We start from the raw sequence: 25,617 nt of genomic DNA, 5'->3' as shown, positions 1-25,617 counted from the left end.
TTTATCTGTTACGTTTAGACCGGATGTACTCCTTAAACTTTTCTATTTCTTCTAATTCTTCCTCAGTCCAGTCATCATCATGATGTGCTGCTATTGTTTCAACTTCCTCCAAGCCCCCCTCTTCAATAAGTTGACTTTTTTTAAGATTGAAATGGTTTGCTATTCTTTCGATCGCTCCCATTCTTGGTTCTGATAATCCATTTTCCCATGCCCAAACTGCTTTATTTGTAACTTTAGCTATTTCAGCTAATTCTTGTTGAGTTAAATCATATCTTTCGCGTAGTTTCTTCATATTTTCTTTTATAGCCAAAATGAACACCTCTCTAATCTAATTAATATAGATTATAACTTTAATGTAGAAAATATTCAACATCACAATACAATTAAATTAGATTTAATCGTTGACAATCTAATTTAATTAGATTAATATGGATGCAAGAACTTTCGAAAGGAGTGTAGTAGTTGAGATTAACATTAAAGCAAGCCAGACTACTAGCAGGTTTTACTCAAAAGGAAATTGCTGAAATGTTGGGTGTTCATGTGCATACTTACATGAAATGGGAGCGAAATCCCGAAGAAATGAGTGTAGGTACTGCGAAACATTTTTCTAAAATAGTAGATGCAAATTTTGAAAATCTTTTTTTTGACCATGAATCTAATTTAATTAGACAAGAATCGGATTACAAAGGTGTTGATCGCTTTGATAGAACTTCAGGTTGATCAGAGTAAATTGAAACAACTATATGAAGAGGCTATCCATAAGCATTTAGATGAATTGGATTCTGAAAAAGTTTATTGGGATTCAAATGAACTAAAGCGCCGAACTTGCATGAGCTGGAATACAATACAAAATACTTTCTTCTTTGAAGAAGATTTTCCCAAGGTGAAGCTTGGGGGCAAGTGGTACTTCCCAGCTGAAGAAACAAAGCGATTTTTAAATGAATGGTTGAAACAGAGGAGGTGATAGCAAATGCCAGTAACTGTAGAACAAATGACATTCGGTGAAATGCAAGGATATACAAAACGCTTCAATGAAATCATGGAATCAAATGCCAAGCAGGAAATCAAGGATAGTCGATTAGCTTCCTTGATGAGTGACTTGGAATCTGCTTATCAGATTCCTCTTGCCTGGGGAAAAAGACGAGCTGATTTCGAAGCGAATCATCCGGAACTTATGCAGCTGTATCGATCAGTCTCCAGAGAAAGAGTCCTATAGGATGCGCGAAATAACCAGTGACTGCGTTTTATATATTAGGAGGGTTAGAACATGAAAGGTTTTGAAAAGCTTACGGATCATCAAAAGTCAATATTTGATAAAACACATAAAAGACATCTAAAAACCATGGGTGTAAGAGCAAGTGAAGATTATTCTGTTGAAAATATTAAAAAGATGAAATGGGACAAAGCTGAAAACTGTGAAAGTCTATTTTAAAAATGGCGACTGGTTCCACTACACACCATCCGGCCAGTGGTACTAAGGAGGGATTAGGATGCCGGTGGCAGACCAAATGAATTTTGAGCAGCATTTTCTCACTGAAGATTTCGAAGTCCTCAATGATCAACTAAATACCATCCAGCAAGCTAATTTAACAGTAATCCAGGAATCGCTAGCTGGCAACATGTTAGCTGCAGAAGAAGCTGCACAGGAAATCTTTAAATCTTTGAAACTGGTACAAGCTCTAAATCACAAAAAGGTAGAGCGGGACCAAAACGCCGCTCATGAAGCCGCTGCAAGAAAGGCATGGTTCTGATGTTAAAATCCAAACTTTTCATAAATAGCTGGTACGGTTTCTGGATGATTGTGACAGTCTTCTGGCTGGCTTATGAGGTTGCCAATTATTGAAAGGAGGTGAAATCAGTTGTACAACGCAAGAGACTTTGCTGAAAACCTATGTGGAGCTCTGTTAATCGTAGGTGTAATTACTGCATTATTCTTTATCTGAAAAGGAGGAGGATTATATATGAAAGCTCTTGGCATTGTAAGGAAGCTAGATGAACTAGGACGGGTGGTTGTGCCTAAGGAAGTAAGAAAGGTAAACGGATGGGAGCCTGGAACATCTTTGGAAATGTTGGCTTCGGAAGAAGGACTGTTCATCCGTGAATACCAATCATCGGGACAAAAGGAAGCTGTTCTTGAAAAACTACTCAGCATTAAACAAAATGCTCCAGACCAAGAAACTGAAAGGCTCATTAATGAAGTTGCTCTATATATAAAGGGAGACAAAAAATAAACCCACTGCTGGAACAGTGAGTTCAAAACCTACTTAACTTTTATTGTAGCGGAGCGGGTCAAGCTTCGCAAGTGCGACGGGGACAACCTGTCGTCGTGGGTAGAAGGCAGCCGCTTACTACTTGAGCCGATGCGTTGTCGGCATCAGAAAGAGGGGTGAAACAATTGGAAATCAAATTGAGCGAATTAGCCAACGGTGGACTACAGGAGCGGTTTGAAAACGAAATGGGGAACGTCTTGGAAAACATCGCAGACCGGAACACCGATGCTTCTGTGAAACGTTCCGTTACAATCAAGCTGACATTTAAGCCAAATGAAAAACGGGATATCGCAGATACCATTATCGACGTAAGTTCCAAATTGGCTCCAGCTGTGTCAGTACCTACAAGCATTGTCATGGGACATGATGAAAAAGGGAAGGTAGTCGGCCAGGAACTTAAGTCTGGGTTGAAGGGCCAGACGTATTTTGACGGTGAAGCGGTCAATACCGATACCGGTGAGAAAATCTTTGACTTTAGAAAAACAAAATAACGAGAGGTTGTGAATCAATCATGATTAAAGAAGCAATAAAGTATCTTACGGAACTGGGCCAAACCGAAACAATCAGAGTTGATGGCCAAGAGTATTCTACCAAACCGCTCCATCTGATTAAAGAACCACGTCCGGCAGCGATTGAAGTCAATACTCTTTCTGGCTTGGTCGAGTACCTATTATCCAATTTTGATACGGAAGAAAACCTTATGATCCATGTCGAAAGCCCAACAGAAGTTTCTGTGTTTTCAAAAACGAACAAGAACAAAGAGCGGAGACACTGGATTAAGGCGGAAGCTATGGTACCTAACTTCTCCTATGACCGTTTTTATGATACGGAATCATTCAATATCAAATTGCAGTCCGCTTTTGTTCCAAATGACGATCGTAAAGCCCTTCTAAAACTAGCCAGCAATGTTCAAGAAGAGAATGTCCGTAGTACAGGCGATGATGGAACCTCTCAAGTTGTTACTGCAAAAGTAGGGGTGACTACAGTTGCGGATGTAAAAGTACCTAATCCGGTTACGCTTGCCCCTCGTAGAACTTTTGTAGAAATCGATCAGCCAGAAAGTGAGTTTATCTTCCGCATGCAGGAAGGTCCGAAATGTGCCTTGTTTGAAGCAGACGGGGGCGCTTGGAAAATCAAAGCCATGAAAAGCATCAGAAAATACTTAATCCAGGAATTCAAAGTAGAGATAGGCCAGGGTAAAATCCACATCATCGCTTAGTTGGAGGGGGCGACGAGCTCGTCCCTTTGTAACACCTTATGCGGAAAGGAGTCCAGAAATGAATGAATTGCAAAAAGTCTTTCAATACGATGGAAGACAAGTAAGGACTGCAGTAGTAGATGAAGTTGTTTGGTTTGTTGCTTCGGATATATGCGATGTGCTAGAAATCGGCAACCCTTCTCAAACTGTTAAACGGCTGGATGAAGACGAAAAGAATACCCTCATTTTAAATGATGGTATTGGAAACCCAAGAAAAGTTGTTGTTAGCGAGTCTGGTCTTTATTCTATGGTACTTGGCAGTAGAAAAAAAGAAGCAAAGCAATTCAAGCGTTGGGTTACTCATGATGTTTTGCCTTCGATTAGGAAAACGGGAAGCTATACGTCCAATGTACCTCAGACATTCTCTGAAGCTTTGCGACTGGCAGCGGATTTACAGGAAGAAGCGGAACGGAACCGACCGAAAGTAGAAGCCCATGATCGTTTTATCAGCGGTGAAAATTATCAAACCATGAGTATAGCTGCAAAGTCCTTGGGGATTGGCAGAAATATTTTGTTCCGCAAGTTGAAACAAAAAAAGATCCTCATGGCCAACAATACACCGTACCAGGCATACATGGACCGAGGATACTTTGTTGTAAAAGAAAAACCCATCAAGATGGGCGAGCAAGTCATTAATAAGCCGCAGACTTATGTAACACCTAAAGGCGTTGACTGGCTGGACAAGCTCTTAGACGAAGAAACGGGTTGATGCACCACCATCAGCCCTTTCTCCAGCAATTAATAGCATTATACCACAACTAACAGGAGGGAAAACAGTGGCTAAGTTTAGACCTGTTTATACGGATTTTTGGTTAGACGCCAATGTGACAGAAGAAATGACACCAGAAGACAAGCTATTTTTTCTTTATCTTCTGACCAATCCCAGTACAACACAGATAGGGATTTACACGATTACCAAGAAGCGTGTTGCTTTTGAACTGGGATATTCCATGGAATCAGTTAAAGCTCTATTTGATCGGTTCATCAATCACCATAAACTGATTTTGTATAACGAGGATACCAGGGAGATCGTCATTAAAAATTGGGGCAAATACAACCTCAATCGAGGCGGAAAACCTGTAATGGATTGCGTTAAAAAAGAATTGCCAGAGGTTAAAGACTCTTCTTTTATTTCCATTGTGGCAGAACAAATTCCTAACGAAAGTGTAAAGGCTCTGTTTTACGAATCGTTACACGACTCGTGGACGACAAGTGGACAAGAAAAAGAAGAAGAAGAAGAAAAAGAAGAAGAACAAGAAAAAGAAATAACAATAACAAATAACCATGCAGCTGCTCCAACTGACGCTATTCGATTTTACTTAGATAATTTCGGAGTTGCTTCCCCGTATATTACCGAAGAAATACTGGCCTGGATTGAGGACATGGGTGAGGAAATGGTATTGCTCGCACTAACGAAGGCATTAGATCAAAGTAAACGCTCTTGGGGCTATGCCAAAGGTATATTGCAAAACTGGTCAGATAAAAACATCAAAACTTTGGAGCAAGTTGAAGCCGAAGAAGTAGAGTTCAAAAACAAAAAAGCCAATAGCAAGCCTTACTATCGACCTCCTAAACAAGAGATTGTTCCGGATTGGTTTGAACAACAAAAAGCCGAAAAGAAAAGTCCTGCGGATCCAGGAACAGAAGAAGTAGAGGTCGAGGACACCAAAGAGTTGGTGAGAAATTACTTGGCGCAACAAGAGCAAACGAACGGATAGGAGGTTTGGAGCAGTGAATCCCTATAGCAAAGCAGATCAGTTATACACCTACAAAAAACCGACCTTGGCCAGGCGGACTGAATTCACCAAAAAGCAGCGGAAAGAAATCGACCGTATTTACGGCGAGACTTGTGTGGTGTGCATGAATCCTTGTGTCAGCTACCACCATCGAAAGTTTCGCTCACAAGGCGGCAGAAACAATCCAAGGAATGGAGCACCGCTTTGCGAAGGCTGTCATCGCTATGTGCATGAACATCCGGAAGCAGCGGAAGATTTACGGCAAGAAGCAATTAAACGGTTCGGGCCTTATTACTACTTTGATAAATACGACTGCTGGAAACAGGGCCTCATTGATGCACCGGACAACCGGAAGTTTGAGACTTTCATGGAATCGGAAGAATTGAAGGCTAGCAAACTATGAAAATCTACGTGAAAGAATCATATAAAAAGCTGCCGGATGGAACAAAAGGCCAAGTGGTCGAAACGTTCTTCAGCAAGCCCAAGAAGTTCACCTATATCATCTTTACACAGAAATGAGGGGTTAGATGTTAAATCGAGTTGTACTGGTTGGCAGATTAACTAAAACACCTGAAATGAGATACACGCCTAATGGTGTGGCGGTTTCCAACTTTACCATCGCAGTCAACAGGCCGTTCTCCAATAACCAAGGCGAACGGGAAGCGGATTTCATTAATTGCGTGGTATGGCGGAAAGCCGCTGAAAACTTGGCTCAATACATGAACAAAGGTTCTCTTATTGGTGTAGATGGCCGCTTACAAACGAGAAACTTTGAAGGACAGGACGGCAAGCGGGTGTTTGTAACGGAAGTACTTGCCGAAAGCATTCAGTTTCTGGAAAGCAAAAGCAAAAATAACAGCAGCGGATCCGGACAAGAAACTGCGCCACAAGAAAACACAGGGGAGCCAATCGACATATCAGACGATGATCTTCCCTTCTGACCAGGAGGTAAATCATGAAGCACGGACATAGAAAAAAAGAAATTTTGGAATACATCAAAGAATCAACGAGGGAAAGAGGTTATGCCCCAACCGTTCAAGAGATAGCGGACCATGTAGGACTAACTTCCACATCTTCGGTACATCGGCACCTGAACGAGCTGGAGGAATTCGGATTTATTGAAAAGCGGAGCCATTCTCCCCGAGCTATACGGGTGGTAAGTGGATCCGGTCCAGCCGCTAATGTCTTAGAACAATTAAAACAACTAGATGACGATACGACAGACATTATCTTCATCCATGGTGAGCCATTTCTAGTTAAGCGGGCAACGTTGGATGATATCAAAGAGTGGAGAGGGGAGGAATCAACATCAAGCTCCAATTAGATTTGTTTAGAGAAATTATCGTGGATAATTTTGCTGGCGGAGGAGGAGCAAGCACCGGAATTGAATTGGCGACAGGATTGAATGTAGATGTAGCCATCAACCATGATCCAGCTGCCATAGCTATGCACAAAGCGAACCACCCCGAAACAGAGCATTACTGCGAGAGTGTTTGGGACATTGACCCGAAAGAAGTAACGAAAGGGCGCAAAGTCGGTCTATGTTGGTTATCGCCGGATTGCAAGCATTTCTCCAAAGCCAAAGGCGGAAAGCCTGTCAGCCAAAAGATAAGAGGACTTGCTTGGATAGCTATAGATTGGGCAATCTCTGTACGGCCCAGAGTGATCATGTTGGAAAACGTGGAAGAATTCAAAACCTGGGGTCCACTAAAAAAGAACGACAAGGGCGATTGGGTTCCGGATCCTGAGAGAAAAGGAATGACTTTTCGGTCGTTCCGCAAATCACTAGAAGCACTTGGATATGAAGTAGATACGAGGGAATTGCAAGCTTGCGATTACGGAGCTCCAACGACGAGAAAACGGCTTTTCCTTATTGCCAGATGTGATGGCAAGCCAATTGAATGGCCGGAACCAACGCACGGGGATCCTAGCGAAATAAATGTCCAGATGGGGTTAAAGAAGCCATACCGTACAGCTGGGGAAATTATAGACTGGTCTTTGCCAGCGCCGAGCATATTTACCAGAAAACAGCCACTTAAAGAAAATACATTACTTAGAATAAGCCGAGGACTCCAAAAGTATGTAATTGAATCAAATAACCCGTACATTGTGGAAAACAAGGCTTGCTTTATTCAGCATTATTATACTCACCAAGGTAAGGAAACAAGGGCAAGTAGTTTGGATGAACCAGTTGCCACCATACCTACTGCTAATAGATTCGGTTTAGTAACAGCGTTCTTGGCCAAACATTATGGTGGTAACTATAAGGGTTCCGGCATCAGTATGAAAGAACCGCTGCATACCATTACAGTTAAAGACCATCATGCTCTTGTGTCGGCGTTTTTAATCAAATATTACGGGCAAGGCGTTGGCCAATCATTAGATGAACCGTTGCATACTATTTCCACAAAAGACCGTTTTGGACTGGTAACAATTGCTGATCAAGATTACAAGATTGTCGATATCGGCATGAGGATGCTACAGCCACATGAGCTATTTAAAGCGCAAGGGTTTCCAAATGAATACATCATTGGCCGTGATTATGAAGGCAATAGATACCCGAAAAGCCAGCAAGTTGCTAGGTGCGGCAATTCGGTACCACCACCGTTTGCTGAAGCTCTTGTCAGAGCTAATTTACCGGAAATGTGCGTCAAGAAATATGAATATAAAGCTGCTATTACAAGTTAGGGGAGAAGCTGAATGAATTTTAAAAGATTAGCGGAGCTGCAGCAAAAACTAGATAACTACATCATCGAAAAGAAAGGATTGCGCGGGCAGGACTTGACACTGAATACGATATTCGCTCTCCAGGTAGAAGTAGCGGAGTTGGCAAACGAAGCGCGTTTCTTTAAACATTGGAGCCATAACAGATTACCACGAAAAAACAAAAGATACTTAGACGAGGAAAAAGGATTTCGTTATGTGAATCCAACTTTAGAAGAATATATCGATGGACTGCATTTCAATCTTTCCCTCGGCAATAAGATCGGAATCAATTGGGACGGCGACTTTGTGTTAAACGGGCACGGCGACCTTATGACTAAATTTGCTGTCATCAATCGCCGCTTAACCAATGCTTGGTGGAACTATCATGACAATATGATGGGTGAATATAAAACAAATTGGTTATTCGGTTTCACTGCTTATCTTGAATTAGGTGGACAGCTGGGATTTTCTGAAGAAGAAGTAATCAAAGCCTATGAAGAGAAAAATGCTGAAAACTTTAAGCGTCAGGAGATTGGATATTAACGGAGGTAATAAATCCATAAGCAATCTGTACGAGAAAAAGTCTTTGTAGATTAGGAAAGAGGCTTTTTTCCAAGCCTCTATAGCATATAGGAACATATGTTCCCCTTGGCAATATTACCATATTTGAGAGGGGAAAAGAAATGACTTTAGAAAAAAACACAATCTACAACAACGAATGTATCCAAGGTATGAAGAGGATTGACGACAATTCTATCGATATGATTCTCTGTGATCTTCCTTATGGTACAACCCAATGTAAATGGGATGAGATTATCCCATTCGATGAATTATGGAAGCAGTACAAGCGGATTATTAAGGACCACGGAGCTATTGTACTGACGGCTAGCCAACCATTCACCAGTAGACTGGTTTCTAGCAATCTGAGTTGGTTCCGATACGAGTGGGTGTGGAAAAAAGGCAGACATACAACAGGTTTTCAGAACGCAAAGCGTATGCCTTTAAAGAATCATGAAAATATATGTATCTTTTATAAAAAGCTGCCGACCTATCATCCTCAAGGGATTGTTCCATTGGTTAAAGTAAGGAAAAGTCGAAGGAAAAGAGTCGCCGGGGTTTTTAAAGAAAATGATCCTAGCTTGATGAAAGAGTACACAACAACTCACACGAATTATCCGAAATCGGTTTTAGATATACCTCGAGAAAGCGGGACCTTTCATCCAACACAAAAACCTTTGGCATTATTTGAGTACTTAATCAAAACTTACTCCAACCCAGGGGATGTTGTTTTAGATAATTGCATGGGATCTTGTACTACAGCCGTTGCCGCAGATAACACGGGGCGCAATTGGATAGGTTTCGAGCTGGATAAAGAATTCTGTCAGAAGGGTTTGGATCGGATAAACGATAATCGAGAAAAACTAGAATTACTAGAAGTCTCCGTTGTTTCTTTTGATAATTGAAAAGGAGGATTCTATATGAATGTAATATCAGTAAACGAACAAAAAAGGAATCAAAAGGCCGCTGAAAACAGGAGAAAGATGGAAAGCGCACTATACAAAATGGGTCACTTTCATGCTGCAGATGGCACGCCAATGGAAAGACTCAGCATTAGTGATTTAACAGTTGAGTATGCGAGTGAGAGCTGTCGGACAATCAAAGTCAAACAAGTCCAGACGGGTGTTTTATGATTTATAAGTGAAAAAGGGCTAAAACTTGCCTATTCATCATCTAAGGGTGGCCATGGTTTACCGGAAGGAGTTACCTCAACAGCAAGTGGACCATAAAGATAATCACTCATTAATCGTTTGGTTTTCTCGCGTAATTCAGCGGATGAAATCCAAATTACTCCTGATTCATTTTTGTGAGTCCACTTGTACTGAACCATATCATCTTCCTTGCCAACATACTTAACGTTCAAATGGTACTTAGCGAATACTTGTTGCCGGACGGCATTGTAATCCTCCTGGACAGTTTCGATGGAAGCATCAAGCATATCTAAGTAGATCCATTTCACTTTAGAAGAGGAATTATAAAACTGGTGCCTATCTCGCTTAAATATCTTCAAGACATAAGGAAGTAGGATAAAGCTGTAAATTGTTCGTTCAATTATAGGGTTCATGGTAACACCACCTTTTTATTTTTAAGTATAACACGAACGGATGTTCTTATAAATGGAAATATATAGGAGGGATGAAGATGGGTAAAAAGAAGTCTGCTAAAACACTCAGAAGAAACGCTAAGAGAAATGCAGAGCAATCCTTGGAGCGGCTGATGGAACAAGTGAACGGAAAGAAAATCAAAAAATAAACGGGAGGTTATCTAAAATGGGATTGAAAATTGCTGAACAAAAAGGATTGAAGGATGTAAAGGTTTTTCAACTTTGCGAAAGTGATGCCGTAGCAGCTTATACACAAGAAGAAGCTAAGGAGTTTTATCAGAATCTAACCGGAATCAAAGACGATGAATTATACGACTATGACTTGGTGGAAATTGTTCCAATGGATGCAAAGATTCGTAAAAGCGAAGACAGTCAAGAGTTAATCACAGTAAAAGAGATTGTTGAAATGTATTGGGAAGGTGAACCGTTTATTGCGCTTTCGACAGGCGGTTTTTGATATATGAACGCACAACAAAGGCAAGTAATCATCACCATCCTGGTCGGACACACCGCGGCTACATACAGCGAGCTGGCCAGGATGGAGGATGAGGCGTTACTGGATAGGTTGAGGGAGTTTAATCGGAGTTGACTCAAAATTCATCGTGCTGAGGGGGAGGTAGATCATGAAACTGAACAACATAATTCAAGGTAACTGTATCGAAGTGCTAAATAATTTCCCTGACAATTTTGTTAATACAGTTGTAACTAGTCCACCTTACTATGGATTAAGGGATTATGGTGTGGATGGCCAATTTGGGTTGGAGACCACTGTTAATGAGTACATTCAAAATTTAGTGATCTTATTTCGAGAGGTAAAAAGAGTTCTAAAAGATGATGGAACTGTTTGGCTTAATCTTGGTGATTCTTATGCCGGGAGTGGTAAGGGTGCTTGGAAACAAAAAAATAGACAAAAACACACTTATGTACCTGATCCTAATAGTGTTCAATCAAAAGTTAAGTTTGAAGGTTTTAAGCCCAAAGATTTAATAGGTATTCCTTGGAGAGTAGCTTTTGCGTTACAGGAAGATGGTTGGTATTTAAGGTCAGACATAGTATGGAACAAACCTAATGCAATGCCTGAAAGTGTTACGGACAGGCCAACAAGATCACACGAGTTTATCTTCTTGTTGAGCAAATCACCGAAGTATTATTACGATCATGTGGCAATTAAGGAACCAGCGATTTATGGTACGCAAGATATAAGAGGTTCGATTAGTTCATTTGGTCCACCACATCAACAAAGAAGAGCAGATAGACCAAGAGGTTCATTTGATGGTAAACATGGCAATGAATCTTTCAGAGCGATTCGAGATATGAGGAATAAGAGAGATGTTTGGACTGTAACGACAAAGCCTTATCGAGAAGCACATTTTGCAACTTGGAGCTTTTAGACAAACTATAGTTAGTGCGCATTTCGAAGAAACTTCGACACATAAACGGAGGGATTGGATGACAGATCAAGAGCGGTTGCAGCTCATTGAAGAACTAGCATGGAGAAGCGGATGGAATAAACAAGCCTTTGACCGTATGACCGATAAAGAACTAATCCAATTCCAGGAGCGGCTGAATGAATGAACTGGACCGCTCCAGCAAGTCTCAAAAAGACTGGATAGACGAATATGTAAAAGAAGTGATCAAGTACCACAAAGTCATTAAGCGGGTTCCGGAAGAGTCAAAGGTACAGTTAATCGATTTAAAATCAAAGCAATTGGTCTTCATTGGAAAGCTTGCCGGCGAGTTTGCCGAGCAATATAAAACCATCTATGCTGCCAGGAAGCAGGCATATGCTGAAGCTTACCTGGCAGCGGATAAGTACAAAGATGCTAAAGCGGAACTAGCTGTAACTGATCTGAGGAAAGCGGAAGCAGAAGCATTTGGGAACTGGAAACGATGGCAGAACGCATTAGATACGACAAGAGAAGAGATAAACGCTATCAAGTATAAGGTCCGCTTAGACTTTGCGGACGGGAATAGATAAGGGGGACATTAAGATGACGACAGCCAATAAGCCAAAAAAAATAACATTTAAACATGCTGAATCCGAATGGTACAACTACCATCAAACACTAAGAGAGATAGCTTCTCTTAGAGAAGAAATAATGTATCCCTTTGATGAGGATCCAAAAGATAAAACCATTGTAAAAGGTGCTAACTCGGTTAGACATCCAGGTAATCCAACAGAGCGGCTGGCTACTCGACTAACTACCAGTAGGCAACTAAAGTACTTAGAACAAGTGATCCGTGCAATCGAGGAAGTCTATAACGCTTTGCCGAGTGACTATAAAGAGTTAGTTAAGCTGCGCTATTGGAGAAAGAGCCATAAGCTTACTTGGGATGGAATAGCTCAAGAGCTTAATGTAAGTCGCAGACAGGCTATTTATTGGAGAGATGAGATTGTGCAAGCGACTGTTGAAGTTCTAGGATGGAGGTAAAGTAAAATGGCTAGGGGATTTTCTTGTATTTTGTTAGGTTTGCAGGAATTCCCTAGTTTTTTGTCGTATTTTAAAGCTAAAGTTGATAAAGGGTTGGAGAGATCAAAAGTCATGAAAAATGAAAGAATTAAGAAGAAAGAGAAGGATCCTATTGAAGAAAAACTTAATGGATATGCTCTTGGCTTAGCTTTATTATTGGTTTCTGGTTTTTTATATTTCTATCCTATGTTTTTGGGTAATAAGTTAGTGTCAAATGTGGTGGGTGCACTCATTGGAGTTTTTGGTTTACTAGGTTTATTCATGGAGTTAGAAAAATCAGATAAAAAATTCAAATCTGCATATAATTACATAAATGTCGGCATAGTGACTTCGTTTATTATAGCAGTACTTCTTTTTGTGTTTTCAAATTTATTGGTGAATATCATTGTTTTATTACTGTCTCTCTTTGCTTTATACACATTCTTGTTGGGCTTTTTATATGTTGCGTATATTATTATTTCCGAAGGGGGTATAAAATATTCGATTAAAAAGATACCGATGTTCATCCTTAACTTTTTGATATTCATACTAACAGTCCTGCAGTTGCTGAAAATTCTCAATATACTAGAATGAATATAGGATTTTTACATATGCACTCACTTTGCACTTTTGAGGTTATAAATCCTGTTATTGTGTTAATATAAGGTAAAAAGCACCGTGCCGATATTTCTGTTCGGTGCTTTTTGTCATGCAATGTAAAAAAATTGGGAAAAAAGAAGGAATATTGTCTCTTCCTGTTGAATTAAATATATTCAGATTTAAATCAATAGGAGGGTAAATATGGACCTCAATAGTAACAGAAATATAGTAAATAAATTAAGTAATTTAAGTGATGAGCAACTTGAAAATGTAGAAATTAAAATGAGTTTAGTTAGAAAACAAAAAAATGCAGACCATTACTATCAAGCCAAAGAAATAAATCTTAAACCAGATGTCGTAGAATGGTTAAAAAAACATATTGCGAGATCTTTAAGAGAACTAAAAGAAACAGATGAAAATATAACTTCTGTTTTCTCAGTAAGTGATTACAATTTAGAAGTAGAGAAAAGCGGTACTATAGCAAGGTATGACATTTCTGTGAATGACTCTTTAGCGGATAAAAAACAACAATTATTTAATGCACTTTCAGGAACAGATGCGGAATTTCCGGATAAACAAACAAACTTTCAATTTGTTAGGCTTGATTATGATGGGGACAGCGCTTATTTCTGTTTTTATAAGGGGACTAGGAAAAACACCAAGAGAAGAAAATTCGCTACTCGGAATGCAAACGAGTTTAAATTTTTTGAAGATACTCTTATAGACATTGGTGGAAATATCGATTTTTTTATAATAGGAAATTTTATCTTTATTATAAATGTAAACAGCTTTGAGTATGCCTTTGATTACAGAGATCATATAAACCAATTAAGGGATGAAAACTTAGAAAGAATAACTTCTATGCCTTTTTTTAATGATGAGAACTCCAATGGCGAAGCATTTAAGGACTCATGTAAAGCATTTGTGTATTCTAGAAGTTTAGCACAAATTAAACCTGAAACGCTTAATGTATTACAGGAAAATTTTGAAGAAAGGTGTAATGAGTTGGCTGCTATTGAACAAAATAAACCCGCCAATCCTGCAGAGTTAGAAGAGTATAAAGAAAAATTCAGTACAGTTTGGCCGCTCTTGGAGTTCATTGACACAGAAAATTATAAAGTGATTTATAAGGAGGGAGAGAAGCCTACTCCTTTAATACACTTTTTCGCTGATAAAATTGTAAAATCATTTTTATCCAGTGACTTTCGTGTTGCGATTGCATATGATAGCTAAGAAATATGTAATCAAATTGTGGTAAAGAAGGAGAAAAACTCATGTGGAGGAAAAGAGAGCAACTCATGTTATGGGGGACTGCGTATTTACCTCTGATACTTATTATGACATATAGTTTTATAGACGGTAATAATTGGTTTAAGAACACCTTTGTAGCTGATTTTTTGAAAAAGTATATAAGTAAAACGTTGTTTGATGTAGTGGTAATAATTCTCATTATAATAGTATCAATAGTGTTATATAAGTTAATAGTGAGGTATTTATTTAAAGATTATGAAAACCAGCTCCATTCCTCTAATTTCGGAAATAAATTTGTCATAAGAAAATATGAGAAACTGAGTGTCAACGATTACTCTTTTTTCCTGGTTACGCTTTTGTTACCGCTTGTTTCGTTGGATTATAGTTCAGCAGCTAATTATACAGTATCTCTTTTTATTATTTTCTTTATTGTGCTGATTTATGTAAAAACGGATTCAGTAAGCGTATGTCCAGTGTTTTTTCTTTCAAAATGGTATGTATATAGGGCTATAATGTCAAATAATACTAGACAGGAAGAGCAGGAGAATCCTTTTCTAAGGAAAGAAGTATATATAATTACTCTAACAAAAACCTTGGATTTAGATAGGGCTTTTAAGGCTAAGCATTTAGTTAAAAATGTATATTACGTATCGCAAATAGATAGGGATTATTAGATAAACCCTTCTTTTAATAGTATATTATATTAATTATGTTGGTTAAGGAGATAACATGGGTACGGAAAATCAAAAAATAAAAACATGCTTTATAATAACACCAATCGGTCCAGATAACTCTGAAGTAAGAAGAGCCGCAGAAGGGGTGATAGATTCTTTAATTACTCCTGTTCTTGAAGAAGAGGGATATGATGTTGCAGTGGCTCATCGAATGTACAATGCCGGATCGATTACAAAGCAAATACTTTCTAAAATTTTAACAGATGATTTAGTTATTGCTAATTTAACTGGGTTAAATCCTAATGTTATGTATGAGGTAGCAATACGACATGCTGCAAGAAAACCCATTGTGCAATTATGTGAAAAAGGTACAAAACTTCCTTTTGATATAGTGGAAGAGAGGACAATATTTTATACAAATGATATGTTAGGCGTTGTTGAAAGAAAAGAGGACTTGAAAAGTATGATTAAGGAGGCTGTAATTGAAGAGGAAATAGATAATCCTGTATATAGAGCAACGGAGGAAGTCAGAATATTACAGGATGTCAAATCCAAAGATCCTGAAAAATATGACGTCCTTAAAAGAATGGATGAATTAGAAGGTAGGCTTCTATCCATATTAGATACTAGAAGAGGCACTATTGATTTACGTAAAAAACCCAAAAAAAGTCATTATGAATTGATGCTAGAACTATTAGACCCTGAATATGATGTGAATTTGTTGATAGAAGAACTATACGCGTCTTTCCGCGGTTTATTCAGATTAAAAAAATCTAGTGAATATGATGCTATATTGGTTGCAAGTATAGATGAAAACATAGATATTATAAAGGTTATCGAAGTTGTGGAGGTTGGAACTGATTATAAAGTTGATGTTGTGGAAATTTTAAATATTTAGCCAAGAAAAAACTAAGACACTTTAACAGTGTCTTTTTTTTTACAAAGTAAGGGGGATTAAATTGATAGTTAATTGCGATGTGTGCGAGAGAGAATTCGAAGTAAAAGAATTAAAGCAGGAAACTATGGAGCAAGACATCCACCGATATTATGTAGAATGTCCTAACCAAGATTGCCAGGCAGAATACACATCGTATTACTCTGATCCTGAGATAAGAAAGCTGCAGCAAGAAATCAGGACCTTATCAGAAAAGCATCCGCTAAAAGCAAAACAAAAGGACAAGGTACTAAAGTTACGGAAGAAGGTTCAACACAAGGCTGACCTGCTGAAAGAAGAAATGCATCGTGGCAATTGAATACAAAACCGAGAAGCAGAAACGAAAGTTCTACGATAGTGGTAACTGGAAGCAGCTAAGAGAGCACATAAAGCAACGAGACAATTACGAATGCCAGGAATGCAAACGACAAGGCAGGGTAACGGTAGACACGAATCAGTATAGCGAGTCAGCTAAGCGAAAGAAGATTATACTTGTTGTTGACCACATCAAAGAGATTGAAGATTATCCGGAGCTTGCACTTGATGAGGATAACTTACAAACGCTATGCGTTAACTGTCATAACTACAAGCACGGAAGGTATGTTGATTACTCGCTATGGAGAAAGAAACCTAAGTGGGATGATGAATGGTGGTAGATTAGAATGAAGTCCTATGTTAAGAAACAGATAATCAAGCACGCTCTTCAACATTACATTCAAAGACCGGGCGCAAGCGACAAGGATATTGCAAGAGAAAAAAGATTACTTGAAGAGATTACGGAAGAAACAGAGTGCTTGTAGGAACGATTCAGAATAAAATAGACCCCCCGCCTCAAAAGTTTCGCGATTTTTACCATCGGGGGCACCGGTGAAGGGGGAATCAACTCAGCAGATGCGCTATAACTTGCAACCCCCTCCCTCCCCCGCAGGTCTGTGTAGAAAGAGGTGATTAATTTGGATAAACAAAAAGTTGGTTTTCGGATGCGTGAAAAGCGAAAAGAAAGAAAACTTACTCAGGCGGATTTCGCTAAGGAAGCAGGGATATCAACGAGTTACTACGCAAGCCTTGAACAAGGGAAAAATTCTCCTAGTTTAGACTTATTGGCAAGGATTGCAAAAGCACTTGATGTATCTGTACTTTATTTATTAAACGATAGAATAGATGATATGGAGAGTCGGGTAGAAGCAGAAGCTGAAAGGCTGAAGAGTCTTTTTAAGAACATTCCTAAAAACCAGCTTGATGTTGCCGAAGGATTAATCACTCAAGCTGCACGGCTTCGGATTTTACTTGATGATAACTGGAAAGACATTTTGGAAAACGGGGAGTACGAGAAATTCTCGCAAAGTGAGAACCAGGTTCCTTATGATCGTAAGCGTCCGATTGTTGAGAATTATGACAACCGAGATAAAACGTATCAGTCAATCATTAAACAATTAACCGATCTATTGCCACAACCGAAGAATGATAGGAAATCGAAGTTATTAGGTCGATAGCCTATGCTGCATAATCAGTATGTTGAAGATTATATAAAAAAGTGGAAATGTGGCAAGCTCCTCCTCAATAAGAAAAGAATCTTGCTAATCGGATTAATAGAGAAGCATATATTACCGCGGGGCGATCTTTACTATTTCGATGAAGATCAAATTGATAATTATATAGAATTTAGTGAAAAATGGTATTTTGAACTGGATGAATGGGAGAAGTTTATAACCCCATTCATTTTTTTATTCCGAAAAGAAGATGATGAACCAGTCTTTGACGAGTTTGTCATCAATATGGGGCGCGGAGGCGGAAAGAATGGATTTATCTCCACTCTTGCTAATTACTTTATTAGTCCTCTCCACGGAATTGATTATTACGATGTATCTATCGTGGCCAACTCTGAAAAACAAGCCAAGAGAAGCTTTTTGGAATGTTTTCGAGTCATTAACAAAAAAGGCCATGAAGATCTTGAAGAAGAATTTGAAGCGTATAAAAGTAGCATTACCGGATTGTCCACACAATCTGTTTTCGAATACAAAACCAGTAATGCCAGCTCTCAAGATGGTGGTCGTGAAGGGGCCGTCATTTATGACGAGTACCACGAGATGGAAACGACGGAAATTGTGGATGTGTTCTCCGGCGGTCTCGGGAAGGTAGACTGCGGAAGGCAATTCTTTATTGGAACAAAAGGATTTGTACGAGAAGGATATTTTGACATTAAGTATCGGGAATGTGAAGACATCCTCAACGGCTTGATTGAATTCTCGGGCGTTTTTCCATACATTTGTGAACTTGACGATTTAAAAGAAATGGACAATCCAGAAAGTTGGGCGAAGGCGAATCCTGCACTACAGGCTCCTCTGAATAAGCGGGGAAAACGACTGTTCAACACGGTGATGAAAGAATATAAAAAGTTAGCATACAATCCGTCAGGCCGGTCGGCGTTTGTTACCAAGCGTATGAATTTTATAGAGGACAACATGGAAAATTCGGTTGCTTCTCGTGAAGAGATAATGGCAACTAACCGCCCATTCTTTGAACTGAATACAAAACCAATAGGGTCTCTGGACTTTGGAAGTGTTCGAGATTTTGCTACATGCGGACTTCTGTTCAAGAAAGAAGATGAGTATGCATTTAAATCCTTTACGTTTGCCATCAAACATTTTTGTGATGTGCATTACGGATATTCGAATACCAATAATGATTTCGGCACCGAGAAAAAAGCGCCAATAAAAAAATGGGAAAAAGATGGGTTGATGAAGGTTGTGGATGAACCATCGTTAAATCCGATACATGTGGTTAATTGGTTTATTGAAATGCGGGAGGAATATGGCGTTGAAAAAATTGTCGCGGATAACTATAAGCTGGATATATTGAGACCCCTGCTAGAAGCTGAAGGTTTTGTAGTTGACCCCATACGTAATCCGAGAGCCATTCATCCATTACTTGCTCCACGTGTTGAAGATGGATTTGCAAACCATAAGTTCATTTTTGGAGACAACCCATTGATGCGCTGGTTTACCAATAACGTTTATGTAAAGGAAACTCAAGTTGGGAAGCAGTTCTTAAAGAAAGAAGAAGTTAAACGAAAAACGGATGGCTTCCAGGCATTTGTTCATGCATTATATCGAGCTGGTGAGTTGGATGATGAAGTAGACATAGATAGTTCATTAGATGCTCTCGAAGCACTGAACTTCTAAAGGAGGTGAGTTCAAAAGGTGGGATGGCTAGACAAGGTATTGAGACGAAATAGCGAATTAGAATCATTGTTTGATTTAGATCTATTTGAAGAAACACATCATCGTGCATATCTAAAAAAGATGGCGCTGGAAACTTGTATAAATTTTATCGGCCGAACAATCAGCCTTTCTGATTTTCGAATTATGAAAGATGGGAAACGGCAAATTGACGACTGGTACTATCTACTAAATGTCCGTCCGAATACGGATCAAACAGCAACAAACTTTTGGCAAGATTTTATTCATCAACTAATTTACGAAAATGAAGTGCTAGTGGTACTAACAGATAGTAATGATCTCTTAATTGCTGATGACTTTGAACGAGTGGAATACGCAATCTATCCAGATGTGTTTAGAAAGGTAGAAGTAAAAGGTTACACTTTCCAACGTACATTTCAAATGGATGAAGTTATTCATCTCACATATAACAACGAGAAGTTAACTACTTTCATGAAGGGTATGTTTGATGACTTCGGCGACTTATTTAGCAGAATGATAGAGATTAGCATGAGAAATCATCAAATTCGCGGGACAGTGGGATTAGACACTTCGCAAAAGTTAGACTCAGAAAATCAAAGCAGATTACAATCCTTTATTGATAAGTTGTTCGCTTCTTTTAAAAAAAATACAGTTGCTCTTGTTCCTAAATTGAGGGGGTTTGAGTACAACGAGGTTTCAAAAGGCGATAACAAGGGACAGTCTGTTGAAGAGATAACAAAGCTAAAAAGATCGCTTACTGATGACGTGGCCAATATTCTGGGAATACCAACCGCTTTAGTTCATGGCGAGTTATCAGATTATGAAACGAGCATGAAAGCGTATGTGAGATTTTGTAATAGTCCCATTATCAAAAAGGTACAGGATGAACTTAATGCAAAAATTTTAACGAAAGACCAATATTTAAAAGGTTCAAAAATCGATGTGTTTGGATTAACGGAGAGAGATTTGATAGAAAATGCAGAAGCTGTTGACAAGTTAGTAGCCTCAGGAGCCTTCACAAGAAATGAAGTGAGAGAATTATTTGGTAAAGAACGATCAGATAATCCAAAGTTAGATGAATTTGTTCTGACTAAAAACTATAGATCAGAAAATGAACTTAAAGGAGGTGAAAATTAATGGCAAAAAGGATTAATGTTAAAGGCGCTATTGTATCCAGCGATGTGGCATGGATATATGAGCTGTTTGATGTGGAGCATACCTCTCCTAAAATGATTGCCGATCAGATTGATAGTGCAAATGGAGAAGATTTGGAAGTCATTATAAATAGCGGGGGAGGTGAAGTATATGCAGCATCAGAAATTTACCATGATTTAAAAACATACGCTGGCAGTGTTGAAACTCGGATTGTAGGTTTAGCTGCTTCAGCGGCTAGTGTAATTGCGATGGCGGGTGATAAGGGAAAGGTGAAAATGGCCCCTACCGCAGAATTAATGATTCATAATGCGTCCATGATTTCTCAAGGTGATCATCGTGATATGAGTAAATCAGCAGAAATGTTGAAAAACACGGATAGAACAATCGCTAATGCATACCGTTTGAAAAGCGGAATAGAAGAGAAAGAATTACTTGAACTCATGGGTGAGGAAACCTGGTTGACACCCCAGGATGCACTAGAAAAAGGCTTAATCGATGAAATCATGTTTGAAAATGAAATTAAGCTTTCGGCTAGTTCGGGAGTTGCTAATCTAATCCCTCAAGAAGTCATTGATGGTATTAGGCAAGGGAAACTAAATAAAATTTCCGATAAGCCAGAACAGGGAATCAACCAAGATACTATAAAACAAATGTTTGCAGATTTTAAGAAAGAAATCTTAGATGAGTTACAACCGAATAATAATGAACCAAATGAACCCAAACCTTCTGCGCCAACGCAGAATAAGCGAAAAGGGTTCATTTTTTAATTTTAAAAATTAGGAGGAATACAACATGCCAATGAGATTAAAAGGAAAAATGGATAATTTTCAGGCCAAAAAAGAAGCATATATGGAACTAGTGAAGGCGGAAGAGCAAGACCAGGAAAAACTTGCAGCTGCCTGGGATGAAATGCAGAATGCCCTTGCGGAGGATTTAACAGAAAAGATAACTGCAGAAGTTCGCACTCAACAAATGGATGCACAAATTCTATCTGCTCGAGGACAAAACGTGCTTACTTCAGAAGAAAGAAAATTCTTTAATGAAGTAGTGACATCTGGTGGGTTTGATGAAAATTCCATCTTACCAGTTACTACCCAAGAAAGAGTATTTGAAGATTTGGTGGAGGCACATCCTTTACTTCAAGCAATCGGTTTGAGAGATCTAGGAGCAGTTACGCGATTCATCAAATCAGACCCTAATAAAGCTTATGCTTGGGGTAAATTGTTCGGCGAAATTAAAGGGCAAATTAGCGCTGCATTTACCGAAGAAGAAATTGGACAATTGAAACTTACTGCCTTTGCAGTAATTCCAAAAGATATGCTAGATCTTGGTCCAGTCTGGGTTGAACGTTATGTTCGCACATTACTAGTTGAGTCTTATTCTGTTGGTTTGGAATATGGTTTGGTTAATGGCCGTGGGCCAGCTCAAAATGAGCCAATTGGATTAATGAAAAATGTTAGTGAGTCCGGAGCTGTTACAACTAAAAGTTCTACTGGTACATTGACTTTTGCACCATCTGAAAAGGGAGAGGTTGTGGCAGGCGAATTACATGATGTAATTAAAGCCTTATCTACAGATGCAAAAAACAAAGCACGAAAGGTAATGAACAAAATTGTTATGGTGGTAAACCCAGTCGACTCTATTAGTGTACAAGCTAGAAATACTATTCAAACAGCTAATGGTCAATGGGTGATGTCTTTGCCATATAACATTAAACCAATTGAGTCTGAAGAAGTTCCGGTTGGAAAAGCGCTGTTCTTTGTTCAGGGGAAATATCTTGCTGCGTTAGCAGGTGGGTACAAAACAAATAAATTCGACCAGACGTTGGCTATTGAAGACGCCATGCTTTACACAATTAAGCAATTCGCAAATGGTAAGCCAGAGGACAATAAGACTGCTCTGGTTTATGATTTAGATATCGACTTTAATACTGGAAGCACAACAACTACGACGACAACAACTAGTGCATAAGCGGGGTAATCTTGATGGTCTCAGATAAACTATTGCAAGCATTTAAAGGCAGGATGCATATCTCACATAGTGGAGAGGACGACAATTTGAAAGAGTTGTTGTCCTTTTCTGTTGCATACGTGGAAGATAAGTGCGGAAGTTTTGACATTGACGGGGAAAACAATATCGATAAACGAGCAAGGGAACTTGTCCTAGAACGAACCAGATATGCGTACAATGATGCGGTTGAGTATTTTGATGACAATTTTCAAAGTGACATACTCGGTCTTGGTTTAGACATGACCTTTGCAAAAGAAGGTGAAACCGATGAGACAGTTTAAATACAAGCCGCCTCGTCTTCATTCTGGTGAATTAAGAACCCCTGTGTCTTTTTATGAAGATACACCAAGCGATGGCCCGGAACCCGGGAGCAGTATAGGGGAAGTGCCCGTTTATGAATGCTATGGCAAGATAGATGAGGTATGGGCTAAAGATGTGGAACTGGCAAAATCCAACGGTACCCTGTCTGATATCACTGTTGTTATTAGAGATCCTATGGGTGATTTTGTACCCCGAAACGACAAGCATTATTTGTCCATTGAGGACGAAAGGTACCGTGACGTGCTTTACAACGTGAAGCATGTTCAGCCTGATCTGCAGCAAAAGGATTTTATCAACGTGATTGCCGGGGTGTCTTCATGAGTGTGAAGATCACAGGAACGGATAAGGTGCTTGCGGAAGTGGAGAAGAAATTCGGAAAAGAGAATATGCAGCGTATCAGTGACAAGGCATTAACTGATGGAGCAAAAGTATTCATAAAAGAACTAAAGGCAGAATTTGAAAAGTTTAAAGACAAAGGTTATTCCATTGAGGAAATAACAATATCAAAGCCGATGTGGGTAGAAGGAACCAGAACAGTTAAAGTGTATTGGCGTGGACCTCATGATCGTTACCGCATCATCCATTTGAATGAATGGGGAACCGTCCAGAACCCGAATCCTGCAGGTAAAGGTGCAATTGCCAGGGCGATGAAAAACGCAAAAGCTGCGTATAGAAAAACAATCATAAACGCTATCAGGAGGGGCTTGTAATGCTGGATGAAATCTACCAAGCTATGATGGCTGATGATTTTATTGTTGAAAATGCCGGCGGGCGGATTAAGTATTATGAATATCCGGAAGCAGCTGACTTACAAGAACCGCATATTGTTATTGATCCACTGGCTCCACCCAGTCCAGAGGACTTTGCTGATAACAACTGGTTAAAAGATGATCACCTCTATCAAATAGAGGTATGGACAAAAAAACGGACTTTAACCGATATGTTGGCTAAGAAAATACAGTCTATTATGTGGAAACTTGGATTAGCCCAGGTAGGTGGATTACCCGAGTATGACAAGGATTATGGTATCTTTCGAGATGCCAGAAGATATACAGGAAAAAAGTATCGAAAAGACTTTGACACCTTATAGGGTGTCTTTTTTATTACAATATAGGAGTGATATAAATGGCTGAAGAAGTTAAAACCTACAGGTCTTCTACAGGTGTAGATGAATTTTACTATGCTGAAATTGATGAAAGCAGTGAGAATGTAACCAATGGTATTATCGAACGAATTCAGTTCTTACAGAACATCACAGTTGATATGCCTCAGTCGGCGGTCCGTGCATTTGGTGACAACGTTACAGCCGAGCTTGCAGTATCCAGCGGTAATATTACTGTAACGTCAGGATTTCATACGTTGCCTGGAGCGGATAAAAAGCGGTTGCTTGGATTAGAAACCTCAAATGGATTGACGGCTCATGGTTCCGAAGACACTCCACCGTATGTTGCTTGTGTGTTTGCGAAAACATATGAAGATGGCTCGAAAGAATGGGTAGGGCTGACCAAAGGGATATTCTTGCGTCCTTCCATTAATGGTCAAACGAAACAAACAGAGACTACTTTCTCAACTGAGGAAATTTCAGCAGAATTTATGGATAGGAAAGTAGATGGCTTTGAACAAGAAAAATCCGTGATTTTCGGAAAAGATGCCAAAGGAGAAACTACAAATCGAGATGCTCTCTTCCAGGCGGTCTTTGGCAAACCTTATCCTTCAACCACAACAACAACCACAACAACGACTAGTGCATAATCATGAAGTTTATACTGTGTCAACCAGCGATAAAACGCTTTGAATGGGAGCTTGAAGTATGTTTAACCCGTCTCCGAAAATTAGGTATTAAAGAGATTGTCCTGTTATTTGCTAAGCAGGACAATCAAATACCTTTATATCTGAGGAATAAGTATGGAGTAGAAGTCCACATATATAAAGATGGGCGAAACGACAAGACATATATTCCTTCTATCAAACCTTATTTATGGATGAGGTATTTAGAAGAGGACCGTTCTCGTGAAGATGACAGTTATTTTTATTTGGATAGCGATGTATTATTGAGACAAGTTCCACAAGTTAAGGCTACAAAAAATAAATGGATCGCTTCCAATTGTGAAAGTTACCTAAGCATCGATTATATCGATAGTAAAGGTGAGGATTTACTGGATCGAATGTGCGGATTATTAAACATTGACGCTGCCAAGATCAGACGGGAGAATCCTGTTGGCGGAGCACAATGGATAATTAATAATCCGACTTTTGAGTATTGGAAAAAAGTATATCGTGACTCTGTTAAACTCTATAGATTTTTGGCTTCTGTGGAACCTGAATATGTAAAAGCCAATGGCCGAAGTTATACGCCAATACAGAAATGGACAGCAGAAATGTGGGCGCAATTATGGAATGTCTACCATTTTAATAAAGCGGTAAAGACACCAAGCGAACTGGATTTTTGTTGGCCGACTGATGATATTCAACGTTATGAAGAAACAGGCATTTTTCATAACGCTGGTGTAATGAATGATCAGCAAGGTTTGTTCTTTAAAGGGAAGTATGTGAATCATACTCCTTTCGATGATTCCTTTGAACACATTGATAATTCAAAGGCTTCCATAAAGTACGTGGAAGCAATAAAAGAGGTGAAATCGACGATGGCTAAATCTAAAGTTCAATATGAAGTGATAGAAAGTTTCCGGGACCTGGAGGATGACAAGGAGTATTTTGAGGGAGACCGTTTCCCAAAGCCTGCTAACAAGAAAGTTTCTGAGGAACGGCTGAAAGAATTATCTTCATCCAATAATAAAGCGGGACGGCCATTAATTAAAAAGGTTGATTGACAAAAGAGCAGGAGTAAAACCTGCTCTTTTTATTTATGAGCATTAATAAAAAAACAATTT

General features: G+C 39.1%; 43 protein-coding genes and 1 pseudogene. 42 read left to right on the top strand and 2 right to left on the bottom strand.

The window, feature by feature from the left end; genetic code table 11:
- Nucleotide 1: 1 nt before the first annotated feature.
- Nucleotides 2–310 (bottom strand): helix-turn-helix transcriptional regulator, encoded by a 309-nt coding sequence (locus tag BLR82_RS07625; protein ID WP_083334766.1) that lies wholly within the window; start codon nucleotides 308–310, stop codon nucleotides 2–4.
- 152 nt (nucleotides 311–462) lie between these two features.
- On the opposite strand from BLR82_RS07625, the gene BLR82_RS07620 reads away from it, so the two are divergent.
- From BLR82_RS07620 to BLR82_RS07545, 17 genes are all read left to right on the top strand, one after another.
- Complete coding sequence (locus tag BLR82_RS07620) at nucleotides 463–720, top strand: helix-turn-helix transcriptional regulator (RefSeq protein WP_074598435.1); 258 nt, start codon at nucleotides 463–465, stop codon at nucleotides 718–720.
- Complete coding sequence (locus tag BLR82_RS07615) at nucleotides 701–964, top strand: group-specific protein (RefSeq protein WP_074598434.1); 264 nt, start codon at nucleotides 701–703, stop codon at nucleotides 962–964. The genes BLR82_RS07620 and BLR82_RS07615 overlap by 20 nt, the downstream gene beginning before the upstream one ends.
- Nucleotides 965–970: 6 nt before the next feature.
- Nucleotides 971–1,216 carry a hypothetical protein gene (locus BLR82_RS07610; protein WP_245693704.1) on the top strand — a complete coding sequence of 82 codons (246 nt, stop codon included), beginning with the start codon at nucleotides 971–973 and terminating at the stop codon, nucleotides 1,214–1,216.
- A gap of 51 nt (nucleotides 1,217–1,267) precedes the next feature.
- Complete coding sequence (locus BLR82_RS21010; RefSeq protein WP_175486776.1) at nucleotides 1,268–1,432, top strand: hypothetical protein; 165 nt, start codon at nucleotides 1,268–1,270, stop codon at nucleotides 1,430–1,432.
- A gap of 58 nt (nucleotides 1,433–1,490) precedes the next feature.
- On the top strand, nucleotides 1,491–1,751 hold the full coding sequence (locus tag BLR82_RS07605) for a hypothetical protein (protein WP_074598433.1): 261 nt from the start codon (nucleotides 1,491–1,493) through the stop codon (nucleotides 1,749–1,751).
- A 210-nt stretch (nucleotides 1,752–1,961) separates the two neighbouring features.
- Nucleotides 1,962–2,231: an AbrB/MazE/SpoVT family DNA-binding domain-containing protein gene (locus tag BLR82_RS07600; RefSeq protein ID WP_074598432.1), complete on the top strand. Its 270-nt coding sequence runs from the start codon at nucleotides 1,962–1,964 to the stop codon at nucleotides 2,229–2,231.
- 164 nt (nucleotides 2,232–2,395) lie between these two features.
- On the top strand, nucleotides 2,396–2,761 hold the full coding sequence (locus BLR82_RS07595; protein ID WP_074598431.1) for a hypothetical protein: 366 nt from the start codon (nucleotides 2,396–2,398) through the stop codon (nucleotides 2,759–2,761).
- Nucleotides 2,762–2,781: 20 nt separating this feature from the next.
- Complete coding sequence (locus BLR82_RS07590) at nucleotides 2,782–3,489, top strand: hypothetical protein (protein WP_074598430.1); 708 nt, start codon at nucleotides 2,782–2,784, stop codon at nucleotides 3,487–3,489.
- Nucleotides 3,490–3,547: 58 nt separating this feature from the next.
- On the top strand, nucleotides 3,548–4,237 hold the full coding sequence (locus tag BLR82_RS07585) for a phage antirepressor (RefSeq protein WP_074598429.1): 690 nt from the start codon (nucleotides 3,548–3,550) through the stop codon (nucleotides 4,235–4,237).
- A 67-nt stretch (nucleotides 4,238–4,304) separates the two neighbouring features.
- Complete coding sequence (locus tag BLR82_RS07580; protein WP_074598428.1) at nucleotides 4,305–5,246, top strand: DnaD domain-containing protein; 942 nt, start codon at nucleotides 4,305–4,307, stop codon at nucleotides 5,244–5,246.
- 13 nt (nucleotides 5,247–5,259) lie between these two features.
- On the top strand, nucleotides 5,260–5,667 hold the full coding sequence (locus BLR82_RS07575; RefSeq protein ID WP_074598427.1) for an HNH endonuclease: 408 nt from the start codon (nucleotides 5,260–5,262) through the stop codon (nucleotides 5,665–5,667).
- Between the two features lie 124 nt (nucleotides 5,668–5,791).
- A complete protein-coding gene (gene ssb, locus BLR82_RS07570) occupies nucleotides 5,792–6,205 on the top strand; it encodes a single-stranded DNA-binding protein (RefSeq protein WP_074598426.1) in 414 nt (137 codons plus the stop codon).
- Nucleotides 6,206–6,219: 14 nt separating this feature from the next.
- Nucleotides 6,220–6,588: a LexA family protein gene (locus BLR82_RS07565; RefSeq protein ID WP_074598425.1), complete on the top strand. Its 369-nt coding sequence runs from the start codon at nucleotides 6,220–6,222 to the stop codon at nucleotides 6,586–6,588.
- Entirely contained in the window at nucleotides 6,573–7,952 is a 1,380-nt protein-coding gene (locus BLR82_RS07560) for a DNA cytosine methyltransferase (RefSeq protein WP_074599020.1), read from the top strand. The genes BLR82_RS07565 and BLR82_RS07560 overlap by 16 nt, the downstream gene beginning before the upstream one ends.
- A gap of 12 nt (nucleotides 7,953–7,964) precedes the next feature.
- Entirely contained in the window at nucleotides 7,965–8,513 is a 549-nt protein-coding gene (locus BLR82_RS07555) for a dUTP diphosphatase (protein WP_074598424.1), read from the top strand.
- Nucleotides 8,514–8,653: 140 nt separating this feature from the next.
- Nucleotides 8,654–9,433, top strand: a complete 780-nt coding sequence (locus BLR82_RS07550; protein ID WP_074598423.1) for a DNA-methyltransferase — start codon at nucleotides 8,654–8,656, stop codon at nucleotides 9,431–9,433.
- A gap of 15 nt (nucleotides 9,434–9,448) precedes the next feature.
- Nucleotides 9,449–9,661 carry a hypothetical protein gene (locus BLR82_RS07545; RefSeq protein WP_074598422.1) on the top strand — a complete coding sequence of 71 codons (213 nt, stop codon included), beginning with the start codon at nucleotides 9,449–9,451 and terminating at the stop codon, nucleotides 9,659–9,661.
- A 29-nt stretch (nucleotides 9,662–9,690) separates the two neighbouring features.
- On the opposite strand, the gene BLR82_RS07540 is transcribed toward BLR82_RS07545, so the two are convergent.
- Nucleotides 9,691–10,092 carry a YhjD family protein gene (locus tag BLR82_RS07540; protein ID WP_074598421.1) on the bottom strand — a complete coding sequence of 134 codons (402 nt, stop codon included), beginning with the start codon at nucleotides 10,090–10,092 and terminating at the stop codon, nucleotides 9,691–9,693.
- 205 nt (nucleotides 10,093–10,297) lie between these two features.
- On the opposite strand from BLR82_RS07540, the gene BLR82_RS07535 reads away from it, so the two are divergent.
- The 25 genes and pseudogenes from BLR82_RS07535 (at nucleotide 10,298) to BLR82_RS20565 (ending at nucleotide 25,557) form a co-directional block, all read left to right on the top strand.
- Nucleotides 10,298–10,588 carry a hypothetical protein gene (locus BLR82_RS07535; RefSeq protein WP_074598420.1) on the top strand — a complete coding sequence of 97 codons (291 nt, stop codon included), beginning with the start codon at nucleotides 10,298–10,300 and terminating at the stop codon, nucleotides 10,586–10,588.
- A gap of 3 nt (nucleotides 10,589–10,591) precedes the next feature.
- The gene (locus BLR82_RS21455; protein WP_281242167.1) at nucleotides 10,592–10,720 is read left to right on the top strand and encodes a hypothetical protein; all 129 of its coding nucleotides are present in this window, start codon (nucleotides 10,592–10,594) and stop codon (nucleotides 10,718–10,720) included.
- A gap of 34 nt (nucleotides 10,721–10,754) precedes the next feature.
- Nucleotides 10,755–11,522 (top strand): DNA-methyltransferase, encoded by a 768-nt coding sequence (locus BLR82_RS07530; RefSeq protein WP_074598419.1) that lies wholly within the window; start codon nucleotides 10,755–10,757, stop codon nucleotides 11,520–11,522.
- A gap of 58 nt (nucleotides 11,523–11,580) precedes the next feature.
- Nucleotides 11,581–11,706 carry a hypothetical protein gene (locus BLR82_RS21450; protein ID WP_281242166.1) on the top strand — a complete coding sequence of 42 codons (126 nt, stop codon included), beginning with the start codon at nucleotides 11,581–11,583 and terminating at the stop codon, nucleotides 11,704–11,706.
- Nucleotides 11,699–12,109, top strand: a complete 411-nt coding sequence (locus BLR82_RS07525; protein ID WP_074598418.1) for a hypothetical protein — start codon at nucleotides 11,699–11,701, stop codon at nucleotides 12,107–12,109. The genes BLR82_RS21450 and BLR82_RS07525 overlap by 8 nt, the downstream gene beginning before the upstream one ends.
- Nucleotides 12,110–12,122: 13 nt before the next feature.
- Nucleotides 12,123–12,563, top strand: a complete 441-nt coding sequence (locus tag BLR82_RS07520) for a transcriptional regulator (RefSeq protein WP_074598417.1) — start codon at nucleotides 12,123–12,125, stop codon at nucleotides 12,561–12,563.
- A 6-nt stretch (nucleotides 12,564–12,569) separates the two neighbouring features.
- Nucleotides 12,570–13,175 (top strand): hypothetical protein, encoded by a 606-nt coding sequence (locus BLR82_RS07515; protein WP_074598416.1) that lies wholly within the window; start codon nucleotides 12,570–12,572, stop codon nucleotides 13,173–13,175.
- A gap of 207 nt (nucleotides 13,176–13,382) precedes the next feature.
- The gene (locus BLR82_RS07510; protein ID WP_074598415.1) at nucleotides 13,383–14,414 is read left to right on the top strand and encodes a Kiwa anti-phage protein KwaB-like domain-containing protein; all 1,032 of its coding nucleotides are present in this window, start codon (nucleotides 13,383–13,385) and stop codon (nucleotides 14,412–14,414) included.
- Nucleotides 14,415–14,455: 41 nt separating this feature from the next.
- Nucleotides 14,456–15,106, top strand: coding sequence for a hypothetical protein (locus tag BLR82_RS07505; RefSeq protein WP_074598414.1), 651 nt, complete (start codon nucleotides 14,456–14,458; stop codon nucleotides 15,104–15,106).
- A gap of 55 nt (nucleotides 15,107–15,161) precedes the next feature.
- A complete protein-coding gene (locus BLR82_RS07500) occupies nucleotides 15,162–16,004 on the top strand; it encodes a hypothetical protein (RefSeq protein ID WP_074598413.1) in 843 nt (280 codons plus the stop codon).
- A gap of 61 nt (nucleotides 16,005–16,065) precedes the next feature.
- Nucleotides 16,066–16,359, top strand: a complete 294-nt coding sequence (locus tag BLR82_RS07495) for a hypothetical protein (RefSeq protein WP_074598412.1) — start codon at nucleotides 16,066–16,068, stop codon at nucleotides 16,357–16,359.
- Nucleotides 16,349–16,696 carry an HNH endonuclease gene (locus BLR82_RS07490; protein WP_139186918.1) on the top strand — a complete coding sequence of 116 codons (348 nt, stop codon included), beginning with the start codon at nucleotides 16,349–16,351 and terminating at the stop codon, nucleotides 16,694–16,696. Before BLR82_RS07495 ends, BLR82_RS07490 begins: the two co-directional genes overlap by 11 nt.
- A gap of 6 nt (nucleotides 16,697–16,702) precedes the next feature.
- Nucleotides 16,703–16,840: a hypothetical protein gene (locus BLR82_RS21005; protein WP_175486775.1), complete on the top strand. Its 138-nt coding sequence runs from the start codon at nucleotides 16,703–16,705 to the stop codon at nucleotides 16,838–16,840.
- Between the two features lie 180 nt (nucleotides 16,841–17,020).
- Nucleotides 17,021–17,176, top strand: a pseudogene (locus tag BLR82_RS21545) (helix-turn-helix domain-containing protein); the annotation flags it as partial.
- 30 nt (nucleotides 17,177–17,206) lie between these two features.
- Complete coding sequence (locus BLR82_RS21540) at nucleotides 17,207–17,533, top strand: hypothetical protein (RefSeq protein WP_342721481.1); 327 nt, start codon at nucleotides 17,207–17,209, stop codon at nucleotides 17,531–17,533.
- A gap of 3 nt (nucleotides 17,534–17,536) precedes the next feature.
- On the top strand, nucleotides 17,537–19,222 hold the full coding sequence (locus tag BLR82_RS07480; protein ID WP_074598411.1) for a terminase large subunit domain-containing protein: 1,686 nt from the start codon (nucleotides 17,537–17,539) through the stop codon (nucleotides 19,220–19,222).
- An 18-nt stretch (nucleotides 19,223–19,240) separates the two neighbouring features.
- The gene (locus BLR82_RS07475; RefSeq protein ID WP_074598410.1) at nucleotides 19,241–20,377 is read left to right on the top strand and encodes a phage portal protein; all 1,137 of its coding nucleotides are present in this window, start codon (nucleotides 19,241–19,243) and stop codon (nucleotides 20,375–20,377) included.
- A complete protein-coding gene (locus BLR82_RS07470; RefSeq protein WP_074598409.1) occupies nucleotides 20,377–21,162 on the top strand; it encodes a head maturation protease, ClpP-related in 786 nt (261 codons plus the stop codon). Before BLR82_RS07475 ends, BLR82_RS07470 begins: the two co-directional genes overlap by 1 nt.
- 25 nt (nucleotides 21,163–21,187) lie before the next feature.
- Entirely contained in the window at nucleotides 21,188–22,366 is a 1,179-nt protein-coding gene (locus tag BLR82_RS07465) for a phage major capsid protein (protein WP_074598408.1), read from the top strand.
- An 11-nt stretch (nucleotides 22,367–22,377) separates the two neighbouring features.
- Complete coding sequence (locus tag BLR82_RS07460) at nucleotides 22,378–22,686, top strand: hypothetical protein (protein ID WP_083334765.1); 309 nt, start codon at nucleotides 22,378–22,380, stop codon at nucleotides 22,684–22,686.
- Nucleotides 22,673–23,047: a phage head-tail adapter protein gene (locus tag BLR82_RS07455; RefSeq protein WP_074598406.1), complete on the top strand. Its 375-nt coding sequence runs from the start codon at nucleotides 22,673–22,675 to the stop codon at nucleotides 23,045–23,047. Before BLR82_RS07460 ends, BLR82_RS07455 begins: the two co-directional genes overlap by 14 nt.
- On the top strand, nucleotides 23,044–23,436 hold the full coding sequence (locus BLR82_RS07450) for an HK97-gp10 family putative phage morphogenesis protein (RefSeq protein WP_074598405.1): 393 nt from the start codon (nucleotides 23,044–23,046) through the stop codon (nucleotides 23,434–23,436). The genes BLR82_RS07455 and BLR82_RS07450 overlap by 4 nt, the downstream gene beginning before the upstream one ends.
- Nucleotides 23,436–23,816, top strand: coding sequence for a hypothetical protein (locus BLR82_RS07445; protein WP_074598404.1), 381 nt, complete (start codon nucleotides 23,436–23,438; stop codon nucleotides 23,814–23,816). Before BLR82_RS07450 ends, BLR82_RS07445 begins: the two co-directional genes overlap by 1 nt.
- Nucleotides 23,817–23,851: 35 nt before the next feature.
- Entirely contained in the window at nucleotides 23,852–24,478 is a 627-nt protein-coding gene (locus tag BLR82_RS07440) for a major tail protein (RefSeq protein WP_074598403.1), read from the top strand.
- Nucleotides 24,479–25,371: 893 nt separating this feature from the next.
- Nucleotides 25,372–25,557: a hypothetical protein gene (locus BLR82_RS20565; protein ID WP_083334807.1), complete on the top strand. Its 186-nt coding sequence runs from the start codon at nucleotides 25,372–25,374 to the stop codon at nucleotides 25,555–25,557.
- Nucleotides 25,558–25,617 lie beyond the last annotated feature (60 nt).

The sequence above is a fragment of the Sediminibacillus halophilus genome, from assembly GCF_900103695.1.
Classification (GTDB): domain Bacteria; phylum Bacillota; class Bacilli; order Bacillales; family Amphibacillaceae; genus Sediminibacillus; species Sediminibacillus halophilus.
This window is presented reverse-complemented; position numbering and strand designations above follow the sequence as displayed.

What these genes read in the sequence shown, in the direction of transcription:
- BLR82_RS07505 (WP_074598414.1), top strand. Translation starts at nt 14,456, where the DNA reads ATGTGGAGGAAAAGAGAGCAACTCATGTTATGGGGGACTGCGTATTTA.
- BLR82_RS07465 (WP_074598408.1), top strand. Translation starts at nt 21,188, where the DNA reads ATGCCAATGAGATTAAAAGGAAAAATGGATAATTTTCAGGCCAAAAAA.
- BLR82_RS20565 (WP_083334807.1), top strand. Translation starts at nt 25,372, where the DNA reads ATGGCTAAATCTAAAGTTCAATATGAAGTGATAGAAAGTTTCCGGGAC.
- BLR82_RS07510 (WP_074598415.1), top strand. Translation starts at nt 13,383, where the DNA reads ATGGACCTCAATAGTAACAGAAATATAGTAAATAAATTAAGTAATTTA.
- BLR82_RS07600 (WP_074598432.1), top strand. Translation starts at nt 1,962, where the DNA reads ATGAAAGCTCTTGGCATTGTAAGGAAGCTAGATGAACTAGGACGGGTG.
- BLR82_RS07555 (WP_074598424.1), top strand. Translation starts at nt 7,965, where the DNA reads ATGAATTTTAAAAGATTAGCGGAGCTGCAGCAAAAACTAGATAACTAC.
- BLR82_RS07590 (WP_074598430.1), top strand. Translation starts at nt 2,782, where the DNA reads ATGATTAAAGAAGCAATAAAGTATCTTACGGAACTGGGCCAAACCGAA.
- BLR82_RS21455 (WP_281242167.1), top strand. Translation starts at nt 10,592, where the DNA reads ATGAACGCACAACAAAGGCAAGTAATCATCACCATCCTGGTCGGACAC.
- BLR82_RS07530 (WP_074598419.1), top strand. Translation starts at nt 10,755, where the DNA reads ATGAAACTGAACAACATAATTCAAGGTAACTGTATCGAAGTGCTAAAT.
- BLR82_RS07540 (WP_074598421.1), bottom strand. Translation starts at nt 10,092, where the DNA reads ATGAACCCTATAATTGAACGAACAATTTACAGCTTTATCCTACTTCCT.
- BLR82_RS07535 (WP_074598420.1), top strand. Translation starts at nt 10,298, where the DNA reads ATGGGATTGAAAATTGCTGAACAAAAAGGATTGAAGGATGTAAAGGTT.
- BLR82_RS21540 (WP_342721481.1), top strand. Translation starts at nt 17,207, where the DNA reads ATGGAGAGTCGGGTAGAAGCAGAAGCTGAAAGGCTGAAGAGTCTTTTT.
- ssb (WP_074598426.1), top strand. Translation starts at nt 5,792, where the DNA reads ATGTTAAATCGAGTTGTACTGGTTGGCAGATTAACTAAAACACCTGAA.
- BLR82_RS21005 (WP_175486775.1), top strand. Translation starts at nt 16,703, where the DNA reads ATGAAGTCCTATGTTAAGAAACAGATAATCAAGCACGCTCTTCAACAT.
- BLR82_RS21010 (WP_175486776.1), top strand. Translation starts at nt 1,268, where the DNA reads ATGAAAGGTTTTGAAAAGCTTACGGATCATCAAAAGTCAATATTTGAT.
- BLR82_RS21450 (WP_281242166.1), top strand. Translation starts at nt 11,581, where the DNA reads ATGACAGATCAAGAGCGGTTGCAGCTCATTGAAGAACTAGCATGGAGA.
- BLR82_RS07470 (WP_074598409.1), top strand. Translation starts at nt 20,377, where the DNA reads ATGGCAAAAAGGATTAATGTTAAAGGCGCTATTGTATCCAGCGATGTG.
- BLR82_RS07525 (WP_074598418.1), top strand. Translation starts at nt 11,699, where the DNA reads ATGAATGAACTGGACCGCTCCAGCAAGTCTCAAAAAGACTGGATAGAC.
- BLR82_RS07585 (WP_074598429.1), top strand. Translation starts at nt 3,548, where the DNA reads ATGAATGAATTGCAAAAAGTCTTTCAATACGATGGAAGACAAGTAAGG.
- BLR82_RS07450 (WP_074598405.1), top strand. Translation starts at nt 23,044, where the DNA reads ATGAGTGTGAAGATCACAGGAACGGATAAGGTGCTTGCGGAAGTGGAG.
- BLR82_RS07545 (WP_074598422.1), top strand. Translation starts at nt 9,449, where the DNA reads ATGAATGTAATATCAGTAAACGAACAAAAAAGGAATCAAAAGGCCGCT.
- BLR82_RS07480 (WP_074598411.1), top strand. Translation starts at nt 17,537, where the DNA reads ATGCTGCATAATCAGTATGTTGAAGATTATATAAAAAAGTGGAAATGT.
- BLR82_RS07500 (WP_074598413.1), top strand. Translation starts at nt 15,162, where the DNA reads ATGGGTACGGAAAATCAAAAAATAAAAACATGCTTTATAATAACACCA.
- BLR82_RS07550 (WP_074598423.1), top strand. Translation starts at nt 8,654, where the DNA reads ATGACTTTAGAAAAAAACACAATCTACAACAACGAATGTATCCAAGGT.
- BLR82_RS07445 (WP_074598404.1), top strand. Translation starts at nt 23,436, where the DNA reads ATGCTGGATGAAATCTACCAAGCTATGATGGCTGATGATTTTATTGTT.
- BLR82_RS07605 (WP_074598433.1), top strand. Translation starts at nt 1,491, where the DNA reads ATGCCGGTGGCAGACCAAATGAATTTTGAGCAGCATTTTCTCACTGAA.
- BLR82_RS07515 (WP_074598416.1), top strand. Translation starts at nt 12,570, where the DNA reads ATGGCTAGGGGATTTTCTTGTATTTTGTTAGGTTTGCAGGAATTCCCT.
- BLR82_RS07440 (WP_074598403.1), top strand. Translation starts at nt 23,852, where the DNA reads ATGGCTGAAGAAGTTAAAACCTACAGGTCTTCTACAGGTGTAGATGAA.
- BLR82_RS07565 (WP_074598425.1), top strand. Translation starts at nt 6,220, where the DNA reads ATGAAGCACGGACATAGAAAAAAAGAAATTTTGGAATACATCAAAGAA.
- BLR82_RS07610 (WP_245693704.1), top strand. Translation starts at nt 971, where the DNA reads ATGCCAGTAACTGTAGAACAAATGACATTCGGTGAAATGCAAGGATAT.
- BLR82_RS07520 (WP_074598417.1), top strand. Translation starts at nt 12,123, where the DNA reads ATGACGACAGCCAATAAGCCAAAAAAAATAACATTTAAACATGCTGAA.
- BLR82_RS07455 (WP_074598406.1), top strand. Translation starts at nt 22,673, where the DNA reads ATGAGACAGTTTAAATACAAGCCGCCTCGTCTTCATTCTGGTGAATTA.